The 21,737-nt window shown below is 67.6% G+C and carries 18 protein-coding genes and 1 other RNA gene; 3 read left to right on the top strand and 16 right to left on the bottom strand.

Annotated features, from left to right (window positions below; genetic code table 11):
• Window positions 1-91: 91 nt before the first annotated feature.
• Window positions 92-2,593, bottom strand: coding sequence for an ATP-dependent helicase HrpB (gene hrpB / locus J7396_RS05385; protein ID WP_209261113.1), 2,502 nt, complete (start codon window positions 2,591-2,593; stop codon window positions 92-94).
• Window positions 2,594-2,824: 231 nt separating this feature from the next.
• Between hrpB and J7396_RS05380 the strand changes: the two genes are divergently transcribed.
• Window positions 2,825-3,109 (top strand): hypothetical protein, encoded by a 285-nt coding sequence (locus tag J7396_RS05380; RefSeq protein WP_008572328.1) that lies wholly within the window; start codon window positions 2,825-2,827, stop codon window positions 3,107-3,109.
• Window positions 3,110-3,289: 180 nt separating this feature from the next.
• Here the strand turns inward: J7396_RS05380 and J7396_RS05375 are convergent, their stop codons facing one another.
• The 9 genes from J7396_RS05375 to J7396_RS05335 form a co-directional block, all read right to left on the bottom strand.
• On the bottom strand, window positions 3,290-3,763 hold the full coding sequence (locus J7396_RS05375; RefSeq protein ID WP_003489391.1) for a DUF1456 family protein: 474 nt from the start codon (window positions 3,761-3,763) through the stop codon (window positions 3,290-3,292).
• A 167-nt stretch (window positions 3,764-3,930) separates the two neighbouring features.
• Window positions 3,931-4,290, bottom strand: coding sequence for a hydroxyisourate hydrolase (uraH, locus tag J7396_RS05370; protein WP_209261112.1), 360 nt, complete (start codon window positions 4,288-4,290; stop codon window positions 3,931-3,933).
• Window positions 4,260-5,681 (bottom strand): FAD-dependent urate hydroxylase HpyO, encoded by a 1,422-nt coding sequence (gene hpyO, locus J7396_RS05365; RefSeq protein WP_209261111.1) that lies wholly within the window; start codon window positions 5,679-5,681, stop codon window positions 4,260-4,262. Before hpyO ends, uraH begins: the two co-directional genes overlap by 31 nt.
• Window positions 5,678-6,169 carry a 2-oxo-4-hydroxy-4-carboxy-5-ureidoimidazoline decarboxylase gene (uraD, locus tag J7396_RS05360; protein WP_209261110.1) on the bottom strand — a complete coding sequence of 164 codons (492 nt, stop codon included), beginning with the start codon at window positions 6,167-6,169 and terminating at the stop codon, window positions 5,678-5,680. Before uraD ends, hpyO begins: the two co-directional genes overlap by 4 nt.
• Window positions 6,166-6,561, bottom strand: coding sequence for an oxalurate catabolism protein HpxZ (hpxZ, locus tag J7396_RS05355; protein WP_209261109.1), 396 nt, complete (start codon window positions 6,559-6,561; stop codon window positions 6,166-6,168). Before hpxZ ends, uraD begins: the two co-directional genes overlap by 4 nt.
• Window positions 6,558-7,448: an allantoinase PuuE gene (gene puuE / locus J7396_RS05350; RefSeq protein WP_011346008.1), complete on the bottom strand. Its 891-nt coding sequence runs from the start codon at window positions 7,446-7,448 to the stop codon at window positions 6,558-6,560. The genes hpxZ and puuE overlap by 4 nt, the downstream gene beginning before the upstream one ends.
• Window positions 7,445-8,701 (bottom strand): alanine--glyoxylate aminotransferase family protein, encoded by a 1,257-nt coding sequence (locus J7396_RS05345; protein WP_008572338.1) that lies wholly within the window; start codon window positions 8,699-8,701, stop codon window positions 7,445-7,447. Before J7396_RS05345 ends, puuE begins: the two co-directional genes overlap by 4 nt.
• Window positions 8,691-9,911 carry an allantoate amidohydrolase gene (locus J7396_RS05340; RefSeq protein ID WP_343237462.1) on the bottom strand — a complete coding sequence of 407 codons (1,221 nt, stop codon included), beginning with the start codon at window positions 9,909-9,911 and terminating at the stop codon, window positions 8,691-8,693. Before J7396_RS05340 ends, J7396_RS05345 begins: the two co-directional genes overlap by 11 nt.
• Before the next feature lie 582 nt (window positions 9,912-10,493).
• On the bottom strand, window positions 10,494-11,426 hold the full coding sequence (locus J7396_RS05335; protein ID WP_039417666.1) for a LysR family transcriptional regulator: 933 nt from the start codon (window positions 11,424-11,426) through the stop codon (window positions 10,494-10,496).
• 366 nt (window positions 11,427-11,792) lie between these two features.
• Between J7396_RS05335 and J7396_RS05330 the strand changes: the two genes are divergently transcribed.
• Window positions 11,793-12,680 carry an alpha/beta hydrolase gene (locus J7396_RS05330; protein WP_209261108.1) on the top strand — a complete coding sequence of 296 codons (888 nt, stop codon included), beginning with the start codon at window positions 11,793-11,795 and terminating at the stop codon, window positions 12,678-12,680.
• A 246-nt stretch (window positions 12,681-12,926) separates the two neighbouring features.
• A non-coding RNA gene (locus tag J7396_RS05325) (sX9 sRNA) lies at window positions 12,927-13,002 on the top strand.
• 4 nt (window positions 13,003-13,006) lie between these two features.
• On the opposite strand, the gene gvpU is transcribed toward J7396_RS05325, so the two are convergent.
• The 6 genes from gvpU to J7396_RS05295 form a co-directional block, all read right to left on the bottom strand.
• Window positions 13,007-13,465 carry a gas vesicle accessory protein GvpU gene (gene gvpU / locus J7396_RS05320; protein ID WP_008572349.1) on the bottom strand — a complete coding sequence of 153 codons (459 nt, stop codon included), beginning with the start codon at window positions 13,463-13,465 and terminating at the stop codon, window positions 13,007-13,009.
• Between the two features lie 223 nt (window positions 13,466-13,688).
• Window positions 13,689-15,269, bottom strand: a complete 1,581-nt coding sequence (locus tag J7396_RS05315; protein WP_209261107.1) for a gamma-glutamyltransferase family protein — start codon at window positions 15,267-15,269, stop codon at window positions 13,689-13,691.
• A complete protein-coding gene (locus J7396_RS05310) occupies window positions 15,269-16,729 on the bottom strand; it encodes an AtzE family amidohydrolase (protein WP_209261106.1) in 1,461 nt (486 codons plus the stop codon). Before J7396_RS05310 ends, J7396_RS05315 begins: the two co-directional genes overlap by 1 nt.
• Before the next feature lie 437 nt (window positions 16,730-17,166).
• A complete protein-coding gene (locus J7396_RS05305) occupies window positions 17,167-18,309 on the bottom strand; it encodes a nucleoside hydrolase (RefSeq protein ID WP_209261105.1) in 1,143 nt (380 codons plus the stop codon).
• A 150-nt stretch (window positions 18,310-18,459) separates the two neighbouring features.
• Window positions 18,460-20,010: an adenosine deaminase gene (locus J7396_RS05300; RefSeq protein ID WP_209261104.1), complete on the bottom strand. Its 1,551-nt coding sequence runs from the start codon at window positions 20,008-20,010 to the stop codon at window positions 18,460-18,462.
• 127 nt (window positions 20,011-20,137) lie between these two features.
• Window positions 20,138-21,448: an NCS2 family permease gene (locus J7396_RS05295; protein ID WP_209261103.1), complete on the bottom strand. Its 1,311-nt coding sequence runs from the start codon at window positions 21,446-21,448 to the stop codon at window positions 20,138-20,140.
• Window positions 21,449-21,737 lie beyond the last annotated feature (289 nt).

Genomic DNA, 21,737 nt, shown 5'->3' with positions numbered 1-21,737 from the left:
GTGGTTTTGCTCTGTGGGTTGCGGCAGCTGTCCGCGCCGCAGGAGATTTCGAGCGCCCGTCTGTTTCACCGCCGCCGCGGGTCTGTGCGTTTCAGGTGCCGCGTGGTTTTGCTCTGTGGGTTGCGGCGGCTGTCCAGGGATCATCCGGCCACGGATGCCTCGGATACCGCCCCTTCATCTCTTTTTTAACGTCCGGATACGTATTCGCCCAGAAACTCTTCAAGTCCTGGGTCACCTGCAACGGCCGCCCGCCGGGCGACAGCAGGTGCAAGGTCAACGGGATGCGGCCGTCGGCGATGCGTGGGGTTTCGGCCAGGCCGAACAGTTCCTGCAGTTTGACCGCCAGCACCGGCGGTAGCGGTTGGCCGGCGTGGTCGAGGGCATAGCTGATGGGGCGCTCCATGCCGGAGGGCACGCTGATGCGGGTGGGCGCATGGCGGTCGATCCACTGGCGGCGCTCCCAGGGCAGCGCGCTCTTCAGTGCTTCGCCCAGGCTGGCCTCATCCAGCGCGTCCAGGCGGGTCTTGCCGGCGAAGGCCGGGCGTAGCCAGGTGTCCAGCGTCTCCAGCAGTGTGGCATCGGAGAGATCGGGCAGCGCCAGCTCGGGCATCCATCTCTGCAGCGACTGCACGCGGGCGCGCCACTGCTGCAGGTTTTCTGTCCAAGGCAGGGCGTCCAGGCCGAGTTGACGCACTGCGTCGGTGAGCGCGGCTGCGGCGTGTGCCGGGTCGACGCGGCCGGCCGGGCGGCTGTCGAGCACGATGCGGTCGAAGCTGGATTGGCGGCGGGCGACCAGGGCCCGTTTGTCCGCGTCCCACTGCACCACGTCCTGCTGCACGAAGCGCTCAGGCAGGCTGCGACGCAGGTAGGCTTCATCCACCGGCGCGGCGCGCAGCAACAGCGCATCCTTGGCTTCATAGCGCAGTTCGCTGGCCACCAGCCACGGTTCGCCGCGCAGATCGCTATGGTCGAACAGGCGCGCGCTGCGGCCGTTGGCGAGCAGGTAGCGCAGCGGGTCGGCCGGATGGCGTGCGGCGATGCGATCGGGAAATGCGTGCGACAGCAGGTCGCCGAGCGCGTGCGCCTCCACGCTGGATGGCGGGGCGCTGTCGCAGCGCAGCCGGCGCCGCCATTGTTTGGCAGCGCTGTCGATGGCAGCCAGGCCGCCACGATCGGCGTCGGCCGCGCTGCGGCCCTGACGAAATGCCGCCAGCGCCCGCCAACGCGCGGCCAGCCCATCGCCACCCTGGCGCAGTGGGTCGCGCGCTTCCAGCAGCGCGGCCAGGTCGCAGGCCAGCGCCACACGCGGCGCATCGCCGGCCTGCGCCAGCATCGCCGCCAGGCGTGGATGCGTGCCCAGCGCGAGCATGCGCCGGCCGAGCGTGGTGATGCCGCCGCTTGCGGTGAGCGCGCCCAGCCGCTGCAGCAGCTCGTGCGCGGCGGCCAGTGCGCCACTGGGCGGCGCATCGACAAAGCGCAGTGCGCTGCTGCCCCAGGCAGCCAGTTCCAGCGCCAGGCCGGCCAGTTCCACCTGGGTGATCTCGGCACGGCGCTGCGGTTCCAGCCGTTGCGACTGCGGCCACAGCCGGTAGGCCCAGCCGCTGGCGACACGTCCGGCGCGGCCGGCGCGCTGGTCGGCCGAAGCCTGCGCAATGGCGGTCACGTCCAGCCGCGAAAACCCGCTGTTGGGGTCGTAATGCGGCTCGCGCGCCAGCCCGCTGTCGATCACCACGCGCACGCCGGGCAAGGTGACCGAAGATTCGGCCACGTTGGTGGCCAGCACCACGCGGCGGCGGCCTTGCGGGTCGGGCTGCAGTACCTGGCTTTGCGCCTCCACCGACAGCTCGCCGTGCAGCGGCAGCACCTGCACCGCCGGATCCAGCGCATCCTGCAGTGCGCGATGCACCCGCGCGATCTCGCGCTGGCCGGGCAAAAACACCAGCACGTCGCCGGGATGCGTGGACAACGCGTGCTCCACCGCGCGCCGCGTCTGCGGCTCCAGCGCTTCGTCGCGGCGCGCCGGAAAGTGCGCAATCTCCACCGGGAAACTGCGCCCGGCACTGCTCAGCCGCGGCGCTTCCAGAAAGCCGGCCAGGCGTTCGCCATCCAGCGTGGCCGACATCGCCACGATGCGCAGGTCATCGCGCACCTGCGCCTGCACATCCAGCGCTAGCGCCAGACCCAGGTCGCCGGCCAGATGGCGTTCGTGGAATTCGTCGAACAGCAGCGCGCCGACGCTTTCCAGCATGGGGTCGTCCTGGATCAGCCGGGTCAGGATGCCTTCGGTGACGACTTCGATGCGGGTGCGCGCGGAGGTCTTGTTCTCGAAGCGGATGCGGTACCCCACCGTTTCGCCGACCGGCTCGCCGAGCTGGCGCGCCATGAACTGCGCCGCGCTGCGGGCCGCCACGCGGCGCGGCTCGAGCATCACGATCCTGCGGCCGGCCAGCCACGGCGCGTCCAGCAACGCCAGCGGCACCTGGGTGGTCTTGCCGGCGCCGGGCGGGGCTTCCAGCACCAGCCGCGGATGCGCAGCGAGACTGTCGCGGATCTGCGGCAACAACGGGGAGATCGGAAAAGCAGGGTCGGTCATGCGCGGGAAGGATACGTTTGTGCTGCATAGAGTGCGACAGAGACCTGTGCGCGACTGCCGGCAGCCCGCTGCGTTCCGGCTCACCACAATACAGCGCACGAAACGCTCCACGCTGCAGCGAAACATTGGGTGCGAGAGACGTAATCGCAGCGCTAAATCGGAAATCCCCGTATCCCACTTGGTCAAGGTCTTTCCACAATCGGCAGGCCACTCCGCCAATCCAGAGACGCTATGAACGACTACGGTTCTTATCGCTACCTGCCTGCCGATGGTTGGTACGCTACCTATCCCCAAGTGACCGATACCGACCAGGTGCGCGTCTTCCAACGTGTGGCGCTATGGCGGGTTGCCCCGCACGGTACCATCGTGGGTCTGATCTCCTCGCCCGACGGCGACCAGGAGGACATCGAGTCGCAGCTTCTCAGTGCCCCGCGCGGACAAGGCGTCCACTACATCCACATGGATGATATGACAGAACAAGAACGCGAGCAGATCCGCAACAGACGTTTCAGCTGATCGCACCTGCTGCGTTTTGGGCGCCGTCACGCGTGATCTGACGACGACGGTACGGATGGCGCATGGTCATTCGTACCGTGGTGGCGATTTAGAGCGTGCGTGCGGTTCTCAATGATGCTCTTGCACCGAAAAAGGGCATCCGCTGGACAAGCGCCAGCGGCCAAGCGTGTGCGCTGAAGATCATCCCGCTTCGCGCATCCGGGCGGTCAGGCCCTTGAGGAAGGCGCGCAGCAGCTGGTCGCCGCAGGGGCGGAAATTCTTGTGGCCGGGTTGGCGAAACAGTGCGGAGAGTTCCGGCTTGGACAGCGGGAAACCGGCGCTGGCGAAGATGGCGTGCATGTCGACGTCCTTCAATTCGAAGGCCACGCGCAGCTTCTTCAACACCAGGTTGTTGCCGACGCGGGTTTCCAGCGGGCGTGGCGGCTGGCTCTCGTCGCGGCCGCGGAAGCGCAGCACCAGGCCGTCGAGAAAACGCGCCAGCATCGCATCGGTGCAGGGCTCAAAGCCCGGCTCGTCTTCCTTCTTCAGCCAGGCCTGTACCTGCGGCTTGTCGAGCGCGAACTCGGGGTCGGCCAGGTGGGTGATGTCCACCACCTTGTCGTCGCTGAGGTCGAGCATGTAGCGGATGCTGCGCAGTACATCGTTGTGGATCATGACCGTTCCGGTGCCCCGGCCTGTCGCCGGAAAGCGGCCATTCTACGGGGCTTGAGTGAAACCGGTCTGACACCGTGCGCAGGCGGTCATGCGCACCGGCAGCGATGGAAGCGCAGGCCGTCGTGCAGACGGGCCCGAATTGCCTGCACTGCGGCACGACGCAGCGCTCAGCTGCCGCGATAGGTGGAGTACCCGTACGGGGACAGCAGCAGCGGGACATGGTAGTGGCCGTCGTCGGCGATGCCGAAGGCGATCGGGATGCAGTCCAGGAACGGTGGATCGGCCAGCGCCATGCCGGTTGCCTGCCAATAGCGGGCGAGGTCGAATTCCAGCCGGTAGCGGCCGGGTTGCAGCGCGAGCGCGGCCAGGTCCGGGCAGCGGCCGTCGGGATTGGTGACACCCTCGAAGTACAGCGTCTCGCTGGCGAAAAGCCGCAGCGGTACGCCGGCGGCGGGGCGACCGCTGGCGGTGTCCAGCACGTGCGTGGACAGCGTGCTCATGCCACCGCCTGGGTGGGCTGCGGCCATTGGCCGACGAATTCGGGTTGGTCGTAGGCCAGGTAGCTGTCGACGATGGCCTGGCGGTCGTCCAGGAACAACTGGTCGGCCACTGCGCGGGCCAGCCGCGGCAGTGCCACCTTCAGCCCGGACAGCGCGGCGGCCGATGGGCCGTGATTGATCAGCGCCGAATAGTTGAATGCGAACAGCCCATGCAGCAGCGCGGCATCGTCAGGCGTGCGTGGCAGCAGTTCGAACCCGGGGCCCAGATAGGGGTGTGCGTCCAGCACCGGATTGGCCTGGCCCGGCGGTGGCCGATAGCGGTCGCCCCAGCAGGCGATGCGCCCGGACAGCGCAGCCAGTTCCGGACGCAGCTGCGGATCGGTGACCAGGCCGGTGGCGATGGCAAGGAAATCGAAGCGGTGTTCGCGCTGCGGCGTGCGCACGACGATCTCGCCATCGCGTTCGGCCACGTCCAGCCACGGCGCGCCAAGATGCAGCGCGAAGCCGGCATGCGCACAGGCGCGCTGGAAGGTATCGTTGGTGGGCGGTTGATTGTGCGCGAAGAAGCTGGCCATCATCCGATACTTGTCTGCATCCGGCAGCGCCAGAAAACGCGGAATGATGCCGGCCTGTTCCATGTGCCGGAACGGATTGATGCGCGGCAATTCGCTACGCCGCACGAACACCTCGGCACTGGCCAGGCCCTGTTCGAGCGCAAAGCAGGCATTGTCGAAGGCCGAGGCGCCGCCGCCCAGAATGCCCACACGCTTGCCGGCCAGTGCGGCGAAATCGATCTGGCCGGACGTGTGCGCGTAGCGATGCGCGGGCAGGGCGCGGCTGATCCACTCGGGCACCACCCACTGGCCCCCGCCCTGGATGCCGGTGGCCAGAATCAGTTTGCGCGTGAGCAGGGGGGCGCCCATCGCCAGATGCAGGCGATGGATACCCGGTGCGAAGTCCGGCTCCACGCGGACCAGGCGGGTGGCGTTGCGCACCGGCAAGCGCAGCGTTGTGCGATACCAGCGCAGATAATCCATCCAGCGCGCGCGCGGAATCTTGTCCAGCGCATCCCATGCGGCGCTGCCGTACTGCGCTTGCCACCACGCGCGGAAGGTGAGCGATGGCACGCCCAGATCGATCGAGGTGATGTGCTTGGGCGTGCGCAGGGTCTGCATGCGCGCGTAGGTCACCCACGGACCTTCCTGGCCCGCCGGGTTTTCGTCGATCACCAGCAGGTTGTGCACACGCTCGCGTTGCAGCGCGAACGCCGCCCCCAGGCCGCTCTGCCCGGCGCCGACGATGATGACGTCGTAGACGTGCCCGCTCGGATGCACGCGCGGTTGCACCCAGGCATCGCCGCCGTGGGCCAGGCATTGCAGGTCGTGGGCGAGGGTACGTTCGAGGTGGGCCAGGCTCATGGCAGTGCCTCCAGGCGCAGGTGAACGATCTTGCCGATTTCGGCGATGGCGGTGGCGATCTCTGCATTGCGCGCGGCCCCCAGCCGCTGCGCCAGCGCGGCCAGAATGCCGGCCTTGTCGTGCAGCCGCACGCAGATCACGAACGGAAATCCGAAACGGTGGCGATAGGCCTGATTGAGCGCGTGGAAGCGCTTGAATTCGTCCTCGCTGAGCCGGTCCAGCCCGGCCGAAGCCTGCTCCGCGGCCGATGCCTCGGTGAGCGTGCGGTCGATCGCGGCCCTACCGGCCAGCTCGGGGTGGGCGCGGATCAGTGCGACCTGATCTTGCGGCGATGCGTCGTAGACCACCTGCATCAGGCCGCGCTGCACATCGGCCAACGGCCGCCGCCGCAGCGCACGTTCAACCACCCACGGCGAGTGCTCGAACAGGTCGCGGTAGCGCGCCAGGAAGGCGGCATCGTCCAGCGCGGGGTCGTCGACCACGCTCATGCGTGCGTGCCTTGCAACGAGACATGCGCGGCCACCACTTTCCAGCCGTCGGCAAAGCGCACCCAGCTCTGGCTTTGCCGCCCGCGTGCACTGCTGCCCTCGCGAATGAACTCTGCGTGGGTGGTGGCAAAGTCATGCCCGAAGCCGTGTACCTGCACATGTGCGAGCTGGCGTTGCGGCGAACCACCGCGGCCGCTGCGAAATGCGCGGATCGCATCGATGCCGTACAACACTTCGCTCACGCCATAGCGCACCGTGCTGGGCGCTGCATGAAACAGCGCATCCATCGCCGCGATGTCGTCGCGCATCAGCGCGGTTTCGTAGGCATGGAAGGCGGCCGTCACTTGCGCGATCACCTCGGGCAGATCGATCCGGGAGGCGGCAATGCTCATGCCGGGTGCACCTGCAGCCAATGGCGCGCAATATCGATGCGGCGCGCAATCCAGGCATCGCCGCTGGCCAGTACATGATCGACAAAGCGCGCCAGCGCCGCCGCGCGTGCCGGCTTGCCCACGATGCGCCCGTGCAGGCCGATCGAAAGCATGCGCCCGCCTTCGCTGCGCAATTGTTCGAAGCTGTCGCGCAGATAGCGGAAGAACGGCTCGCCATCGGCAAAGCCGTTATAGGCGACGAATTTCATATCGTTGGCATCCAGCGTGTACGGCACGATCAACTGCGCACGGCCGTGGCGGTGGTCGTAGTACGGCACATCGTCGGCGTAGCTGTCGGCGTCGTAGACGAAGCCGCCTTCCTCGGCAATCAGGCGGGCGGTGTTGGGGCTGGTGCGCCCCTGATACCAACCCAGCGGGCGGCTGCCGGTGACGCGCGTATGCACGGCGATGGCCTGCGCGATATGCGCGCGTTCGGTGGCCTCGTCCACGTGTTGATAATCGATCCAGCGCAGACCGTGACTGGCGATTTCCCACTGGGCCGCCTGCATCGCGGCCACCGCATCCGGATTGGATGCCAAGGCCTGCGCCACCCCGAACACCGTCATGGGCACGTTGCGTGCAGTGAACAAGCGATGCAGCCGCCAGAAGCCGGCGCGGCTGCCGTATTCGTACAGGCTTTCCATAGCCATGGCGCGTGCGCCGGGGTGCGCGTGTGCACCGACCATTTCGGACAGGAACGCTTCGGACCCGGCATCGCCATTGAGCACGCAGTTTTCTGCGCCTTCTTCGTAATTGATCACGAACTGCACTGCGATGCGCGCGCCGCCCGGCCATTGCGCCGCGGGCGGCGTGGCGCCATAGCCGAGCAGGTCGCGCGCAGCGTTCATGCCTGCGCTTCCGCGTGCCAGGCGGCCAGTGCCGCTTCCACCGCCAGGCCGTGCGTGCAGGCATCACCTTCGGCGCGCAGTACCGCTTCCAGTGCGGCCAGGGTGATCAGCACCTTGTGCTTCATGGCGTTGTAGCCCATCGCGCCGATGCGCCAGATCTTGCCCTGCAGCGGCCCGAACGCGGTGCCGATCTCGATCTCGAAATTCTCGCGCATGCGGCGGCGCACCGCCTCGCCGTCGATGCCGGGCGGAATCACCACGCCGGTGACATTGGTCATGCGATGCACATCGTCGCCGAACACTTCCAGCCCCAACGCGCGGATACCTGCACTGACCGCGCGCCCGGCCGCCGCGTGGCGCGCGCAGCGTGCATCCAGGCCTTCCTGCAGGGCCACGCGTGCGCATTCGCGGGCGCCGTACAGCATGGTGGTGGCTTCGGTGTGGTGATTGAGGCGCTTGTCCGACCAGTAATCCATGATCATCGCCAGGTCGAAATAGTTCGAGGCGATGCGCGGGCCGCTGCCGTTGGCGATGTCGGCGCGCACGATGCCGCGTTCGACATGGCGACGCGCGAAGATCGCTTCTGCGGCGCGCTCGGACACGGTGATCGGCGCCGAGCCGGATGGCCCGCCCAGGCATTTCTGCAAACCGCCGGTGACCACGTCCACCTCCCAGCGGTCGCTGGCGACGGGCATGCCGCCGATGGTGGCGGTGGCGTCCACATAACTCAGCGCGCCAGCTGCGCGGCACAGCGCGCCGAGGCCATCGAGCGGCTGGGCCATGGTGGTGGAGGTGTCGCCGTGCACGGTGGCCACCAGCTTGGGCGCCACGCGCTCGATCGCCTCGGCAATCGCGCCCAGCGGCAGCACCTGGCCCCATGGCGCATCCACCGTGTGGACCTCGGCGCCGAGGCGGCCCAGGATTTCGGTGAGCAACAGGCCGAAGCGGCCGAAGTTGAGCACCAGCACGCGCTCGCCCGGGCTGACCAGCGACACCAGCGCCGCTTCGATACCGGCGCGCGCGGTGCCATCGACCAGGAACGTCCAGCGGTTCTCGGTGCCGAACAACGGCCGATAGAGCGCCATCACCTCGTTCATGTAGGCGGTCATTTCCGGATCGAACTGCCCCAGCAGATCGGCGGCCATCGCACGCAGCACGCGCGGATGCGCATTGACCGGGCCCGGGCCCATCAACAGGCGCTGCGGGGGATCGAGTTCGCCAAAGGTGTGCAGCTGACGCAGATCAGGTGACAAGGGGTTCTCCCAGGTGTTCGATGAAATGGCGCATGACCGCCAGTGCAATCTCGGCATCGGCCGGATCGACATGCTCGTCCGGATGATGGCTGATCCCGCCGGCGCAGCGCACGAACAGCATCGCCGTAGGACACAGCGCTGCCATCACCATGGCATCGTGGCCCGCACCGGAGACCAGCAGGCGCGGTGCAATGCCTTGCGCGGCAACCGCATGTTCCAGCCGCGTGATCAGTGCCGGCGCGCAGGGGCTGGCAGCCAGTGTCTGCAGTGGCTCGATGGCGATGGCGATGCCGCGGTGGATGGCGATCTGCGCCAGTGCCTGTTCGATCTGATGCACGGCGGCATCGCGGCTCGCGTCGCTGCCGGCGCGCACGTCCAGCGTGCAGTCCACACGCCCCGGCACCACATTGGTGGCGCCGTGTGCCACCTGCAGCGTGCCGACGGTGGCAACCAGATCGCTGCTGCCTACGCGCGCGATGCGCTCGATGGCCAGCAGCGCTTCGGCGGCGGCGCTCAACGCGTCGCGGCGCAGTGCCATGCTGGTGGTGCCGGCATGCCCGGCGCGGCCCTCGAAGCGCAGCGCGAAGCGCCGCTGCGCGGCGATGGCGCTGACGATGCCGAGCGGCAATCCTTCGGCTTCCAGTACCGGGCCTTGTTCGATATGCGTTTCCAGATACGCCAGCACGCTGCCCGGCGCGCGGGCGGCGCGCTGCACGTGGGCGATGTCCAGGTTCCACGCGGCCAGGGCGCTGGCCACCGTGATGCCGGCGGGGTCGGTGACCGCCAGCCTGGCGGGATCGAGCGTGCCGGCCACCGCGCCGCTACAGAACATGGACGCGGGAAAGCGCGAGCCTTCCTCGTCGCCGAAGGCGATGACCTCGATGGCGAACGGTAGTCTGCGCCCCTGTGCATGCAGCGCAGCGACGCATTCGATCCCGAGCAGGATGCCGAGCGGGCCGTCGTAGCGCCCGGCATCGCGCACGCTGTCCAGGTGGCTGCCGATCAGCAGCGCCGGCGTGTCTGGCCGCGTGCCGGCGTACCGGCCCACCAATGTGCCGAGGGGATCGATGCGCACCTGCATGCCGGCCGCCCTCATCCAGGTGCCCACCTGTTCCACCGTGGCGCGGTGGGCAGGACCAAGCCAGCCGCGGAATAGCCCGGTATCGCTATCGCTGTAGGGCGCAACGCCCAGCGCGTCGCAGCGTGCCACCGCACGCGCACCGCCAGGAGCGGTGAGGTCGGCGGTCGCTTGGCGGGACGGCAGGGCAGCGGGCATCGACAGGACCAACGGGGCTCGCGGAGCCTTCAACAGCGGTCCAGGAGCAGGCGGGAGAGGTGACGCTTGGACTATAGGGAGGCAGTCCTGTCGCCATCAAAGAGTTTTTTCGCGGGCTTGTGCTGCAAAAAATGCAACGCGATGCCTGGCCCGATGGCATGGGGCTGCCGGCGGCAGGCGCGCCCTTGCGAGAACCTCATCCGGCGAACGCGTGCGCATGCCAGCGGCACCTCGGCCACGGTCGTGCCCGCACCGGTTGGCGGCAACGCCGCGAATGCACCGCAACGCCGTGGGTGCTGCGTCACGCGCAGCCCATGCGCCACACGCCGCGCGAAGGAACACGCCGCGCGAAGGAAAACGTCGGAACATGCTCATGGGGCGGGGCGGCTGTTCATACCGTCCGGGATGATCGCGCTGCAACTGCATCGGCCGATCGACTGCATGGCGCTGCTGCGGTCAGGCGCGCCTTCGCGCGCGTGCGGCAGCCAACGGCATGGCGGGGCTGCCTGGCACCACTCAACCGCCGTCCGCACATCCAAGATCGTGCCGCAACGCAGCCACGCACTCGTCCACGAAGGTGCGCACCTTCGACGAGCCGCGGCGGCCTTCGACATGGACCACGTGCACCGGTTCGGGCGCGATCTCGAAGGCATCCAGCACGCTGACCAGCGTTCCGTTTTGCAGGTGTTGGCGAACCTGGTAGGACGGCACTTGCGTGAGGCCCCACCCATCCACTGCGGCAACGATGGCGGCGTTGAATGCGCTGACGCTCAGGCGCGATGCAACGTCCACCTCATGCGCACGGCCATCCAGACGAAACGCCCACTTGGGCGCGCGTTCGGCCGCGGAGGTGGAAATCGTTGCATGCTGCGGCAGCCTGTCCGGGTGCTGCGGTATGCCGTGTTCTGCAAGATAGCCGGGCGAGGCACAGACCATGCGACGGACGCTGCCGACCGGGATGGCAGTCAGCGACGAATCGGGCAACGTGCCGATCCGGATCGCCACATCGATGCCTTCCTCCAGCAGCGGCACGACGCGGTCCACCAGCAGTGTCCGTGCGCGCATCGCCGGGTAACGGCTGAGGAAGTGCGCCACGACAGGTGTGACATGCAGTGCACCGAACATCTGCGGGGCAGTCACGGTGAGCAAGCCGCTGGGGAGCGTATGCAGCCCAGCGGCGCGGCTTTCGACATCCTCCAGCTCGGCCAACAGGCGCCGGCAGTCGCTTGCATACTGCTGGCCTGCCGCGGTGAACCGCATGGTGCGTGTGCTGCGCACCACCAGCAGCACGCCCAGCCGCGCTTCCAGCTGCGCGATGGTGCGCGTGACTGTGGCGGTGGAAATGCCGAGACGGCGTGCGACACCCGCAAAGCTGGTGTGCTCGGCCAGCGCGGCAAACAGCGTCATTTCCTGGATGCGGTCCACCTGCGCCTCGACTTCGACAATCACCTTCGACCGGGCACGCAGCCTAGCAGCCCGATGTGAGCAACCCCTGGATGCCGCATGCGCCATGCAGCGCATGCAAACGCAACAGTGGCCGCGGCATTGCGTGCGATGCAATGCTCAATTGAACCCCAGGGTGGTTCTCGTGCTGGGCCGGCGCACCTAGCATGGCCGCCATTCCACACGCTTTGCCGCACCAACATGCGCGCAGCCCCGCGCATCAATTCCCACCTGCAACATGCGCCGGCGTTACACGGGCGCCGCTCCATCCTGCGCCTGGGGTGGATTGGCACCGCACTGGCCCTGGGGGCCGGCAGATTGCGTGCAGCCGACACTTCCGGCGCATACACCCCACCACTTGACGGAGGCAGCATGTCCCACGACTCCACCCAGCGCATCAGGTATCGCACCCAGCAGGTTGGCGATGTCCAGGTGTTCTATCGCGAAGCAGGGCGCAAGGACGCACCGGTCCTGTTGCTGTTGCATGGGTTTCCCAGTGCCAGCCACATGTTCCGCGACCTGATGCCGCTGCTGGCAAACCAATACCGTCTGATCGCCCCGGATCTCCCCGGCTTCGGCATGACCAAGGCACCGCCGCGTGGGCAGTTCGATTACACCTTCGAGGCGCTCTACAAGGTGATCGAAGGCTTTACCGACGCCTTGGGGCTGACGCGTTATGGCCTGTACCTGTTCGACTACGGTGCACCGGTCGGCTTCCGCCTTGCGGCCGCGCATCCGGAACGGGTGAGCGCCATCATCAGCCAGAACGGCAATGCCTACCTGGAGGGGTTCAGCGACCAATGGGACGCCTGGCAAGCCTACTGGCGTGAGCCAAGCGCCGCCAATCGCGAGGCCTGCCGTGCATCGTTGTCGCCGCAGACCATTCGTGAGTGGCAGTACGGTACCGGTGTCGCGCCCGGGGCACTGTCGCCGGATGGCTACATGCTGGATATCGCCTACATGGCGCGCCCGGGCGCCGAAGAGATCCAGCTCGACCTGATCCTGGATTACCGCAGCAACGTGGCAGCGTACCCGGCATTCCAAGCGTATTTTCGTACCCATCAGCCGCCATTGCTGGCCGTGTGGGGCAAGCACGACCCAGCCTTTATCCCGGCCGGCGCACAGGCCTACCGCAAGGATCTGCCAAAGGCCGAAGTGCACCTGCTGGACACGGGGCACTTCGCACTGGAGACGCATGCGGTGGAGATTGCGCACTCCATCAGTGAGTTCTTGTCGCGTACGCTCGCGCCGTCTGTATGACGCGTGGCCGTGGCCGTGTTGATGCCACTGCATCGCCAACGTGCGCTGAGGTCCAACGGCGCTGCCTGACACAGGATCGCCAAATGCTGCCGTTCTGGAGCGGCCTTGCACTGCCTCGAGATGTGGTTGGTAGTCCAGTGTGAGATGGCGCGCACTCACACTGGAGCAGACGGTAAGGGGCTTGGAGCACCTAACAAAAACGACTGCGCCGCCGCCAGGCGGGCGCGGCCTGTTCCCGGAATCGGCATGTACCACACGTACACTGCGGTTCTGAGCGCGCCTTCCGCGCCCGCCTGACGGCGGCGCGCGACTTTTTTGGGCCGCGCTCAGTCTGCCGACAGCGACCCAAGGGTGAATCCGGAAACCGCATTGACCTTGCCACGCCACAACACGCCACGGTTGCTTGGCAGCGGCTGGCCGCCCGGTGAGAAGCAACGCGCATCGATCAGGTGGATGAACTGCGGCGGCGTGCTGCTCTGCTGCGCATCGTCTTCGGAATCGTAGATGCTGGCGTGGCTGGCAAACGCGCGACGGATATCTTCTTTTTCATCGGCCGCGCCGGGGTAGGCCGCAGAGAACTCCTGCGCAAATGCCTCGAAATACCGCTTGCCGCTGACCAACTGGCCGGAAATGACGATGCCTTCGACAAACAGCGTGACGCCGAACTGCACGTCCGAGGTGTTGGCAATGCCGACCAGCTTCTGCAGATACCAATCCACGCTCTGGCCATCGAACGCCAGCTTGACGTCTTCCAGCGACGGTTGATGTTGATCTTGGTCTGTCATGTTGCTCTCCTTGAGTGGATTGGACGACGCGTTAGCCGCAACGCAGATGTGGATGGCGCGCCGTTGGCGTGCCTAAGCATGGCACACGGATCGCCAAGGTTGCCGTGGTTGGGTTCGCTACGAAGGCTCCGGCACGACGGTCTTGCGACACCTGGACACTTTCACCCGGTGCATGCCCATGGCGCGCATGGGGCGAGCGACCGCAGCGGAACGACCGCCCTAGTCACCACCCCGCCACCACCCCATCGGAGCGCGGATCACTGGCGCCACTCAGGACGCCATCGACCTCGCGCACCAAGGCACCGGCATGCCCCATCACCGCGCTGTACGCCGGCAGCAGTTCCACCGCATGCCCGGCGTTGCGCAGGGCTTGCACGACGGCCGGGTCGAAGCGGTCTTCCAGCTTCAACGCCGTGCTGTCTTCGCCCCAGGTGCGGCCGAGCAGCCAGCGCGGTGCGCTGACCGCCTGCTGCAGCGGCATGCCGAAGCGGGCGTAGCGGGAGAACACGGCGGCCTGGGTTTGCGGTTGGCCTTCGCCGCCCATGGTGCCGTAGGCCATCACGCGGCCATCGTCGAAGGTGGCCAGTGCCGGGTTGAGGGTGTGGAAGGGTTTGCGGCCTGGGGCAAGGGCGTTCCAGCCATCGGGGGCGAGGCGAAAGCTGCAGCCTCGGTTCTGCCAGGTGATGCCGGTGCGCGGCAGCACCAGGCCGGAGCCGAATTCGAAGTAGGTGGACTGGATGCAACTGACCGCGCGGCCGTGCGCGTCGATGGCGCCGAACCAGACGGTGTCGCCTGCTTGCGAGGGATGTGGCCACGGCAGTGCGGCGCTCATGTCGATGCGTGCGGCGAGCGCATCGAGTGCGGTGCTGTCGTCGAGCAGGGCTTGCGCGTCGAGCGTCATCCAGGCGGGGTCGCCCAGGTGTGCGTCGCGGATCAGGAACGCCTGCTTGCTGGCTTCGATCAGCCCGTGCAGGTGTGCGTAGCTGTCTGCGTCTTCCACCTTCAGGCGATCGAAGAGCGCCAGGATCAACAGCGAGGCGAGCCCCTGCGTGGGGGGCGCGTGGTTGTAGAGGCGCGCGCCCTGGATGACAACCGATAACGGCACGCTGACGTCGGCGCGATGGATCGCCAGGTCGTGTGCGCTGAGCGGGCTGTCCAATGCCTGCAGGTCTGCGGCGATATCGTGTGCGATCGCGCCACGATAGAAACTCTCCAGCCCTTCATCGGCGAGCCGCTGCAGGGTGCGCGCGAGCTGCGCCTGGTGCAGCAGCGCGCCTTCGCCCAGCGGGACGCCGTGCGGCTCGAAGATCTCGGCATAGGCGCCGGGTTGCAGACGCAGTTCTGCGCCCTTGCTGGCGGCGATCTGCGCCCCGCCCAGCGTGACCGGCACGCCGGCGCTGGCGTGATGGATCGCATCGCTCAACAGGCGTTGCAGCGACACGCTGCCGTTTGCCTGCTGCAGGGCCAGCGCCCAGCCGGAGACGGTGCCGGCCACGGTATTGGCCGCGCCTGGCCCGCGCCACGGAACGTGGGCGTGGCCGCGATAGAAATCCAGTGTTGCCGCCTGCGCCGCGCGGCCGCAGGCATCGATGGCATGCACGCGGCCATCGGGTTCGTGGATGAGCCAGAAGCCATCGCCGCCGATGCCGGTCATGTGCGGGTAGACCACCGCCAGGCAGGCGGCGGTGGCCACGACCGCTTCGACGGCATTGCCGCCGTCGCGCAAGACATCGCGCCCGGCCTGTGCGGCCAAGTGGTGCGGTGCGACCACCATGCCGCGGCGCGCGCGCAGGGTATGCACCATCAGCGTGACTCCGGCGGCGGGCTGAAGGCGAGCAGGCCGTCGCGTTCGAGTTGCGCGGCCAGCGCAAACAGGCGGTCTTCACGGCCGGGCGCGGCGATCAGTTGCACGCCCAGTGGCAGGCGCCCGGGACGCGGCAACGGTGCGGCCAGCACCGGGCAGGCGGCCAGGCCGAGTGGCTGGGTAAAAATGCCCAGGTTCGCGCGTGCGGAGACGGGCAAACCGTCGATCTGGATGGTGTCCTGGTCGATGCGTGGCGCCACGCACGGGGTGGCCGGCGCGATGAGCACCTCCACCTGGTCCCACAGCGCGTGCATGGCATCGGCAAACCATTGTGCGAAGCGGTGCGCATCGGCCACCGCGCTGGCGGGCAGCTGCAAGCCGGCGAGCAGGCGGTCGCGGGTGGCCGGGTCGAACTGCGCGCCGTGCGCGGTGAGTGCGCTGCGGTGACGATGCCCGCCTTCGGCAGCGGTCAGGACGAAGGCAGCGGCGCGTGCGCGTTCGGCCTCCGGCAGGTCGATCGACGAAAGGCTGTTGCAGGCGGTGAGCAGGGCCTGCAGCCCGGCCTCCAGATCCGGATCCAGATTGCGTTCAAACCAGCCGCCCAACCGCGCGACACGCAGGTTGCCGGCATGGCACGAAGGCAGCGGCTGCCCGCGCAGTACCTCATAGACGCGGCGCAGGTCGGCCACCGAGGTGGCGAATGGGCCGGCCACGTCCAGTGCGTCGACAAACGGGAACACGCCATCCAGGGGCACGGCGCCGTGCGTGGGGCGCAGGCCGTAGATGCCGCACAGCGCGGCCGGCACGCGGATGGAACCATTGGTGTCCGAGCCAAGCGCGAACGGCACCAGCCCGGCCGCCACCGCAGCCGCCGAGCCGCCCGACGAGCCGCCCGCCAGGTGCTGGAGATCGTGCGGATTGGCGGTGGTGCCGTAATGCGCGTTGACGGTGGCAAAACCGTACGCGAATTCGTCCATGTTGGCGGTACCCACCAGCACGGCCCCGGCGTCGCTGAGCCGTTGCACCACCGCCGCATCGCGGCTGGCCGGCGGGCAGTGCGCACGCACCGCGGCGCCGGCGGTGGTGACCTGCCCGGCGACGTCGAACAGGTCCTTGACCACGAATGGCACGCCGGCCAACGCGCCCCCGTCGCTGCCCCCGGCAAGCGCGGCCTGCACGCGCGCGGCATCAGCCGCGGCACGCGCCGGCAGCAGGTGGGTGATGGCGCACAGGCGGTCGTTGGCCTGGTTGATGCGCGTCAGCGTCTGGGTGGCCAGTCGCGCGGCCAGCGTGGGCTGGCTGCGCGTGGTGCTGACGATGGAGGCAATCTGGCCGCGCGCACCGCCGCCCTCGTGTGCCGTTGCAGGCGGCGCATGGAAGCTGGCCAGCAGCTGCGCGTGCCCACGCAGCACTTCGGTATTGCGATCGACGCCTGCCTGCCATTGCGCGGGGAGTTGCATGGATCACCTGTTGGAAGCGGGGATTGGGGAGTTGAGATTCGCTTGTGTGCTTGGCGTGCGGGTCGTGCAAACGTGCTGGCTGATGCGTTGAGAGCCGACACGAGGCTGTCGGGATTGCGCGTCACCGTTACGCGGTCGTTGTGACCGCAAAGACCGCAGACGTGCAGCTTCCGGCATTCGATCTAATCATGCAGCAGCGTCATCGCGCGTCTTTCTGTCTCACGTCCTGATCGAACGGCTCTCCCGCGGAGCGAGAAGGCACGGTTTGCGCGCCACCGGTGCGCGTGCATGGGAGCGTTCGCATCGCAAACGCGGGCTGGGGCGCTGGCGGCGTTGGGCGAGGCTGTCACGGCAGTTGGAGATGTGCCAGGCATTTGTTTCCACATTCCTCACCAGCGACTCTACCGATGCAGCACTGTCATCCGCATATCGAACCTTCATTCGCCCTGCGGGCACCTTGTTCCATCAAGGGGACCGAGGTCCGATGGGAAAAGGGGAAGTGGTAACCCCACTGCCGGTGGTTGCGGCGCGGTGAGGCGGTCGACCAGCAGCTGTTCGAATGCCGGCACGTCCACCGCATGCACCACCGTCTGCGCCTGCTCGCCCAGCCCGGGCTGATACCCCGGTGCCCACGACAAGATGTCGCCGTACCCGGCATCGAAGGCGGTGTTGGTGTCGACGTACAGCGTTTCGGTGCGGGTGGCCAAGTCGGGGCGCAGCCACACGGCCGTGGCCAGTTCGTCCCACATCGGAAAGCCCGGCTCGCGGCGGCGCAGTGCATGGCCAATCGTGGTGTCGGCCGCACTCATGCGCGCCAGCAACTCGGCGGTGAGTTCGGTGGCGGTGGAGGGGTCGACCGGCACCATGGTGATCTGCCGCCACGGCGCGCGCATGACGATGCTGGCCGCTTCCGGGTCCCAGCGGATATTGAATTCGCGTCGCGGCGAATTGACGAACTCGCGTGCGAATTGCTGCGCACTCACGCTGTTGCGTTGCTGCCGTGGATTGAGGCTGCCACCCATGTAGACCAGCTCGCGCGCCAACGTGGCAAAGGACGGGTCCAGCGATTGCGCCAGTGCCAGATTGGTCAACGGGCCGGTTGCAATGATGCTCACATCGCCCGGGTATTGACGCACCATGCGCAGCATGAACAACGCGGCCGGCTCGTCTGCGGGGCGCACCACGCTGGGATTGCCCAACGCCAGCTCGGGCACCACATCGTGGGCGTGATAGCGCGGCGCGCTTTGCACGGTGTCGCCGTCCACCCAGTGCCTGGTCCACGCGCCCTTCCAGACGAGTTTGCCGTACAGCGCTTCCCAGCGCTCGGTGGCCAACTCGCTGTTGAGCAGCGGATGCACCGGGCCGGGAAGCACTGGAATCTGCGGATGGCCAGCCAGTTCCAGCAGGCGGCAGGTATGTGCCAGCGCCTCATCGCGCCAGATATTGCCGCTGACGGCACTGATGCCCAGCACCTGCACGTCGGGCGATTGCAACAGCAGCAGCTGTGCGGGCGTGAAGCCGTCGATGTCGTCTTCGAGAATGACGCGGCGTCTGGATGAGGGGCGGTGCGGATCGGTCATTGCGTTCTTGTCGTGGAAGATTGAAGGCGTTGCAACGGCGATGGAGAGAGGCATTTGTAGGAGCGTGCCTGCGCGCGACGGTGCGTACCGGTAAAGTGCGTTCGTGCTCGGGCGCGCTCCTACGTTGCATATGTCATGTCGTTGTCGGTGCTATCTGTGTTGCAGCAATAGCGTGCGCTCGTACTGGGCCAGGTCGGTTTCCAGCTGCCATTGCAACCGCGCCTTTTCGCTGCTCTGGCGGAATGCGCGACAGGCAGCGTCATCGGTTTCGCGCTGCAACGCCGTGGCGCAGGCCTGCGCAACTTTACCGTCGGCATCCCACAGGCTGGTGCCCGGCAGGAAGCTGTAGGTGAGGCCATTGCGGGCCAGCTGTTTGAGCGTGGGGTAGTCGAGGCCTTGTTCCTGCATCGCGCGTTGGTACTCGTGGGTCATGTCCGCACGCGAGACGCCGGCATCGTCGGTGGACAACACCACCGGCACGCCGGCACGCAGATACAGCGCCAGCGGATGCGCCATGCCCTTGACGCCCAGGATCACATCGTTGCTGGTGAGGTTGATCTCCACCGCAACCTGTTCGCGTCGCATGCGTTGCAGCAGTGCTTCGGCATCGCCCTCGTAGGGCAGGTCCACGCCATGACCGATGCGGCGTGCACCGGCATCCACCGCCTGCCGAATATGCGAGCGCAGCTGCGCCGGCGGCACCAGCCCCAGCGCCAGCTCGCCGGCATGCAGCGACAGCGGCACACCGGGATAACGCGTTGCGAAGAAGCGGAACATCGCCATGTGCCGCGCGTAATCGGCCAGCGCCACTGGATTGTCTTCCGGCGCGACGATGTTCAGCGCCACCGCGCGGCTGCCGCCGGCCGCGATCAGCGCATGCGCCAGCGCCATCTGCCCGAACACCATCGGCTGCGGCAGCACGCGCAGCACATACGGAACATAGCGGTACTCGACCGTGCAGCCGGGGCGTGCATCGGCCTGGTCGCAACGCAGTACGCGCCGGACCTGCGCGTCGATGTCGGCAAGATCGCGTTGCGCGGCCTGCACCAGCGGCGCCAGGTCGGGCTGCAACGCACGCAGATTGGCTGCGTCGTCCTCGCCCTTCCACGGCAGTAACTGCATGCGCTTGGCAGCCTGATCCATCTGCGGCGGGTTGGCGATGATTTCCACATACGGCACGCGGTCGCGTGCGGCCTGCTCCAGCACTGCGGCGACGGTGTCGGCAACGCGGGTGCGGACCTCCGCATCGAACTTGCCGAAGGTGCTGAAGAACTGATCGTGGCCGCTGGGGTGCGTTGGGCCTGGCAGGAAGTTGCGCATCGACAGCGAATTCACCATCCGCCCGTACAGCGCGGCATTGCGGGTCGCCAGGCCGCCCGCCGGCTCCTGGCCGGCCCCGCAGGGCGGCGCGCGCAGGCTCAGGTCGTCCAGTTGCACGCAGGCGCCATCGTCGCTGGCCCACTGCAGATAGTCTTCCGCATACACCGAACCGGAGAGGTGGTTATGCAGGTCGCCACCTTTCGGCATGGCCTGCAGCCAGGTGCGTAGCTGTGCCGGCTGCGCGGCCGCCTCACGGAACAACTGCGCCACCTGCAGTTGGCGTTGTTGCGCAGGCGCAGGTGCTGGTGTTGGCCGTGCGTGCACGGCAACGGGCAAGCACGCCCACACGCTCAGGATCAGACAGCGGCGAACAAATGGCATGCAGGAGACTCGTTTGGAGAGACGGTGGCGTGCGACGGCCGGCGGCCCCATAGCTTGCCCACCAGCGCGATCCGAAGCCACCCACGTACGCGCCGGCAAGCAGGCCTGGAACACGTGGAGGCACGCATCATTCCAGCGCATAGCGCAGCACGAACAAGCCCGCGATGGCCCAGGTGGCCGGGTGCACCCCACGCCAGCGGCCGCTGCCGAGCCTGAGCGCGGCATAGGTGATGAAGCCGAACGCAAGCCCCGTCGCAATGGAATAGGTCAGCGGCATGGCGAGCATGCAGATGGCGGCCGGCAAGGCGTCGCCCACATCGTCCCACTGGATCTGCGTGCATTCGCGCAGCATCACCGAGGCCAGGTAGATCAGCGCGGGTGCGGTGGCGTAGGCCGGCACCATCGCGGCCAGCGGCGAGAACAGCAGGGCAAGCAAGAACAAGGCGGCAACCACCAGCGCGGTGAGGCCGGTGCGCCCGCCCACCTGCACGCCGGCGGCGCTTTCCACATAGGCAGTGGTGCTGGAGGTGCCGAGCAGCGAGCCGGCCAGGATGGCGGTACTGTCGGCAAGCAGCGCGCGGTCGAACTGGCGGCGCTGCGCGGGCGTGTGCAGCAGGCCGGCGCGTTGCGCCACACCCATCAGCGTGCCGGTGGCGTCGAACATTTCCACCAGCACGAACACCAGCACCACATGCAGCACCGCAGCGAGCGCACCGCCGCCGCCATGGCCGTGCAAGGCGCCGACGATATCCAGCTGCAGCAAGGTGGGCGCCAGGCTTGGCGGCAGCGCCAGGACGCCTTGGTAGCGCACCAGCCCCAACGCCAGCGCCGCGCCGGTCACCGCAAGAATGCCCAACATGGCACCCCGCACGCGGCGCACTTCCAGCACGCCGATCAGCAGTAACCCGGCCAGCGCAAGCAGCGGCTCGGGCCGGTGCAGATCGCCCAAGGTCAGCAAGGTCTGTGGATGCGCCACCACCAGCCCGGCCTTCTGCAGCCCGATCAGGGCCAGGAACAAGCCAATGCCCGCCGCAATGGCGCTGCGCAAGGTGGGCGGAATGCCATCCACCAACCAGCGCCGCGCGCCGGTGACGGTGAGCAGCAGAAAGAGGCAGCCGGAAACGAACACCAGCCCCAGGGTCTGCTGCCAGCTGTAGCCCAATGTGCCGACCACGCTGAAGGCGAAGAATGCGTTCAGGCCCATGCCGGGCGCCACGCCGATGGGGTAGTTGGCCAGCACGCCCATCAGCAGCGAACCCAGTGCTGCAGCCAGGCAGGTGGCCACGAACACCGCGCCGTGATCCATGCCGGTGGTGGCCAGGATGTCGGGATTGACGAAGACGATGTACGCCATCGTCAGGAAGGTGGTGGCACCGGCCAGCAGTTCGGTGCGCACGCTGCTGCCGTTGGCGGCAAGCGCAAAACCGGGCCAGCGCATCAGCATGCGCTCGGGGCGTACAGCCGGTTGACGGCAGGACAAACGAACATCGGCAGAGATCTCATCGATATGGGGCGGGGTGCGTGGCAGGGCCCGCACGCGGGCGGCCCATCTTGCCCTGTTGCGCTGCGCTTGCCACGGGCATCGGGCACGGATTGCGCTGCAGGTGCGTTTGCACACAGGTGCGCGGAAGCGTCACGCGGCATCGCGCATCGTTGCGGCGCATGCCGCGCCGCTGCTGCACGCATGGCAGCGCACGTGCCGTGGGCGATGGCGCGCTGTGTTGCCT

Source organism: Xanthomonas sp. A1809 (genome assembly GCF_017746015.1).
GTDB lineage: Bacteria > Pseudomonadota > Gammaproteobacteria > Xanthomonadales > Xanthomonadaceae > Xanthomonas > Xanthomonas euvesicatoria.
This window is presented reverse-complemented; position numbering and strand designations above follow the sequence as displayed.

Excerpts from the sequence above, each read along its gene's own strand:
- hpxZ (WP_209261109.1), bottom strand. The coding sequence starts at position 6,561 with ATGAGCATTGCCGCCTCCCGGATCGATCTGCCCGAGGTGATCGCGCAA.
- hpyO (WP_209261111.1), bottom strand. The coding sequence starts at position 5,681 with ATGAGCCTGGCCCACCTCGAACGTACCCTCGCCCACGACCTGCAATGC.
- J7396_RS05300 (WP_209261104.1), bottom strand. The coding sequence starts at position 20,010 with ATGCCATTTGTTCGCCGCTGTCTGATCCTGAGCGTGTGGGCGTGCTTG.
- uraH (WP_209261112.1), bottom strand. The coding sequence starts at position 4,290 with ATGGCCGCAGCCCACCCAGGCGGTGGCATGAGCACGCTGTCCACGCAC.
- uraD (WP_209261110.1), bottom strand. The coding sequence starts at position 6,169 with ATGAGCGTGGTCGACGACCCCGCGCTGGACGATGCCGCCTTCCTGGCG.
- puuE (WP_011346008.1), bottom strand. The coding sequence starts at position 7,448 with ATGAACGCTGCGCGCGACCTGCTCGGCTATGGCGCCACGCCGCCCGCG.
- J7396_RS05330 (WP_209261108.1), top strand. The coding sequence starts at position 11,793 with ATGTCCCACGACTCCACCCAGCGCATCAGGTATCGCACCCAGCAGGTT.
- J7396_RS05380 (WP_008572328.1), top strand. The coding sequence starts at position 2,825 with ATGAACGACTACGGTTCTTATCGCTACCTGCCTGCCGATGGTTGGTAC.
- hrpB (WP_209261113.1), bottom strand. The coding sequence starts at position 2,593 with ATGACCGACCCTGCTTTTCCGATCTCCCCGTTGTTGCCGCAGATCCGC.
- J7396_RS05315 (WP_209261107.1), bottom strand. The coding sequence starts at position 15,269 with ATGGTGCATACCCTGCGCGCGCGCCGCGGCATGGTGGTCGCACCGCAC.
- J7396_RS05375 (WP_003489391.1), bottom strand. The coding sequence starts at position 3,763 with ATGATCCACAACGATGTACTGCGCAGCATCCGCTACATGCTCGACCTC.
- J7396_RS05295 (WP_209261103.1), bottom strand. The coding sequence starts at position 21,448 with ATGCGCTGGCCCGGTTTTGCGCTTGCCGCCAACGGCAGCAGCGTGCGC.
- gvpU (WP_008572349.1), bottom strand. The coding sequence starts at position 13,465 with ATGACAGACCAAGATCAACATCAACCGTCGCTGGAAGACGTCAAGCTG.
- J7396_RS05310 (WP_209261106.1), bottom strand. The coding sequence starts at position 16,729 with ATGCAACTCCCCGCGCAATGGCAGGCAGGCGTCGATCGCAATACCGAA.
- J7396_RS05305 (WP_209261105.1), bottom strand. The coding sequence starts at position 18,309 with ATGACCGATCCGCACCGCCCCTCATCCAGACGCCGCGTCATTCTCGAA.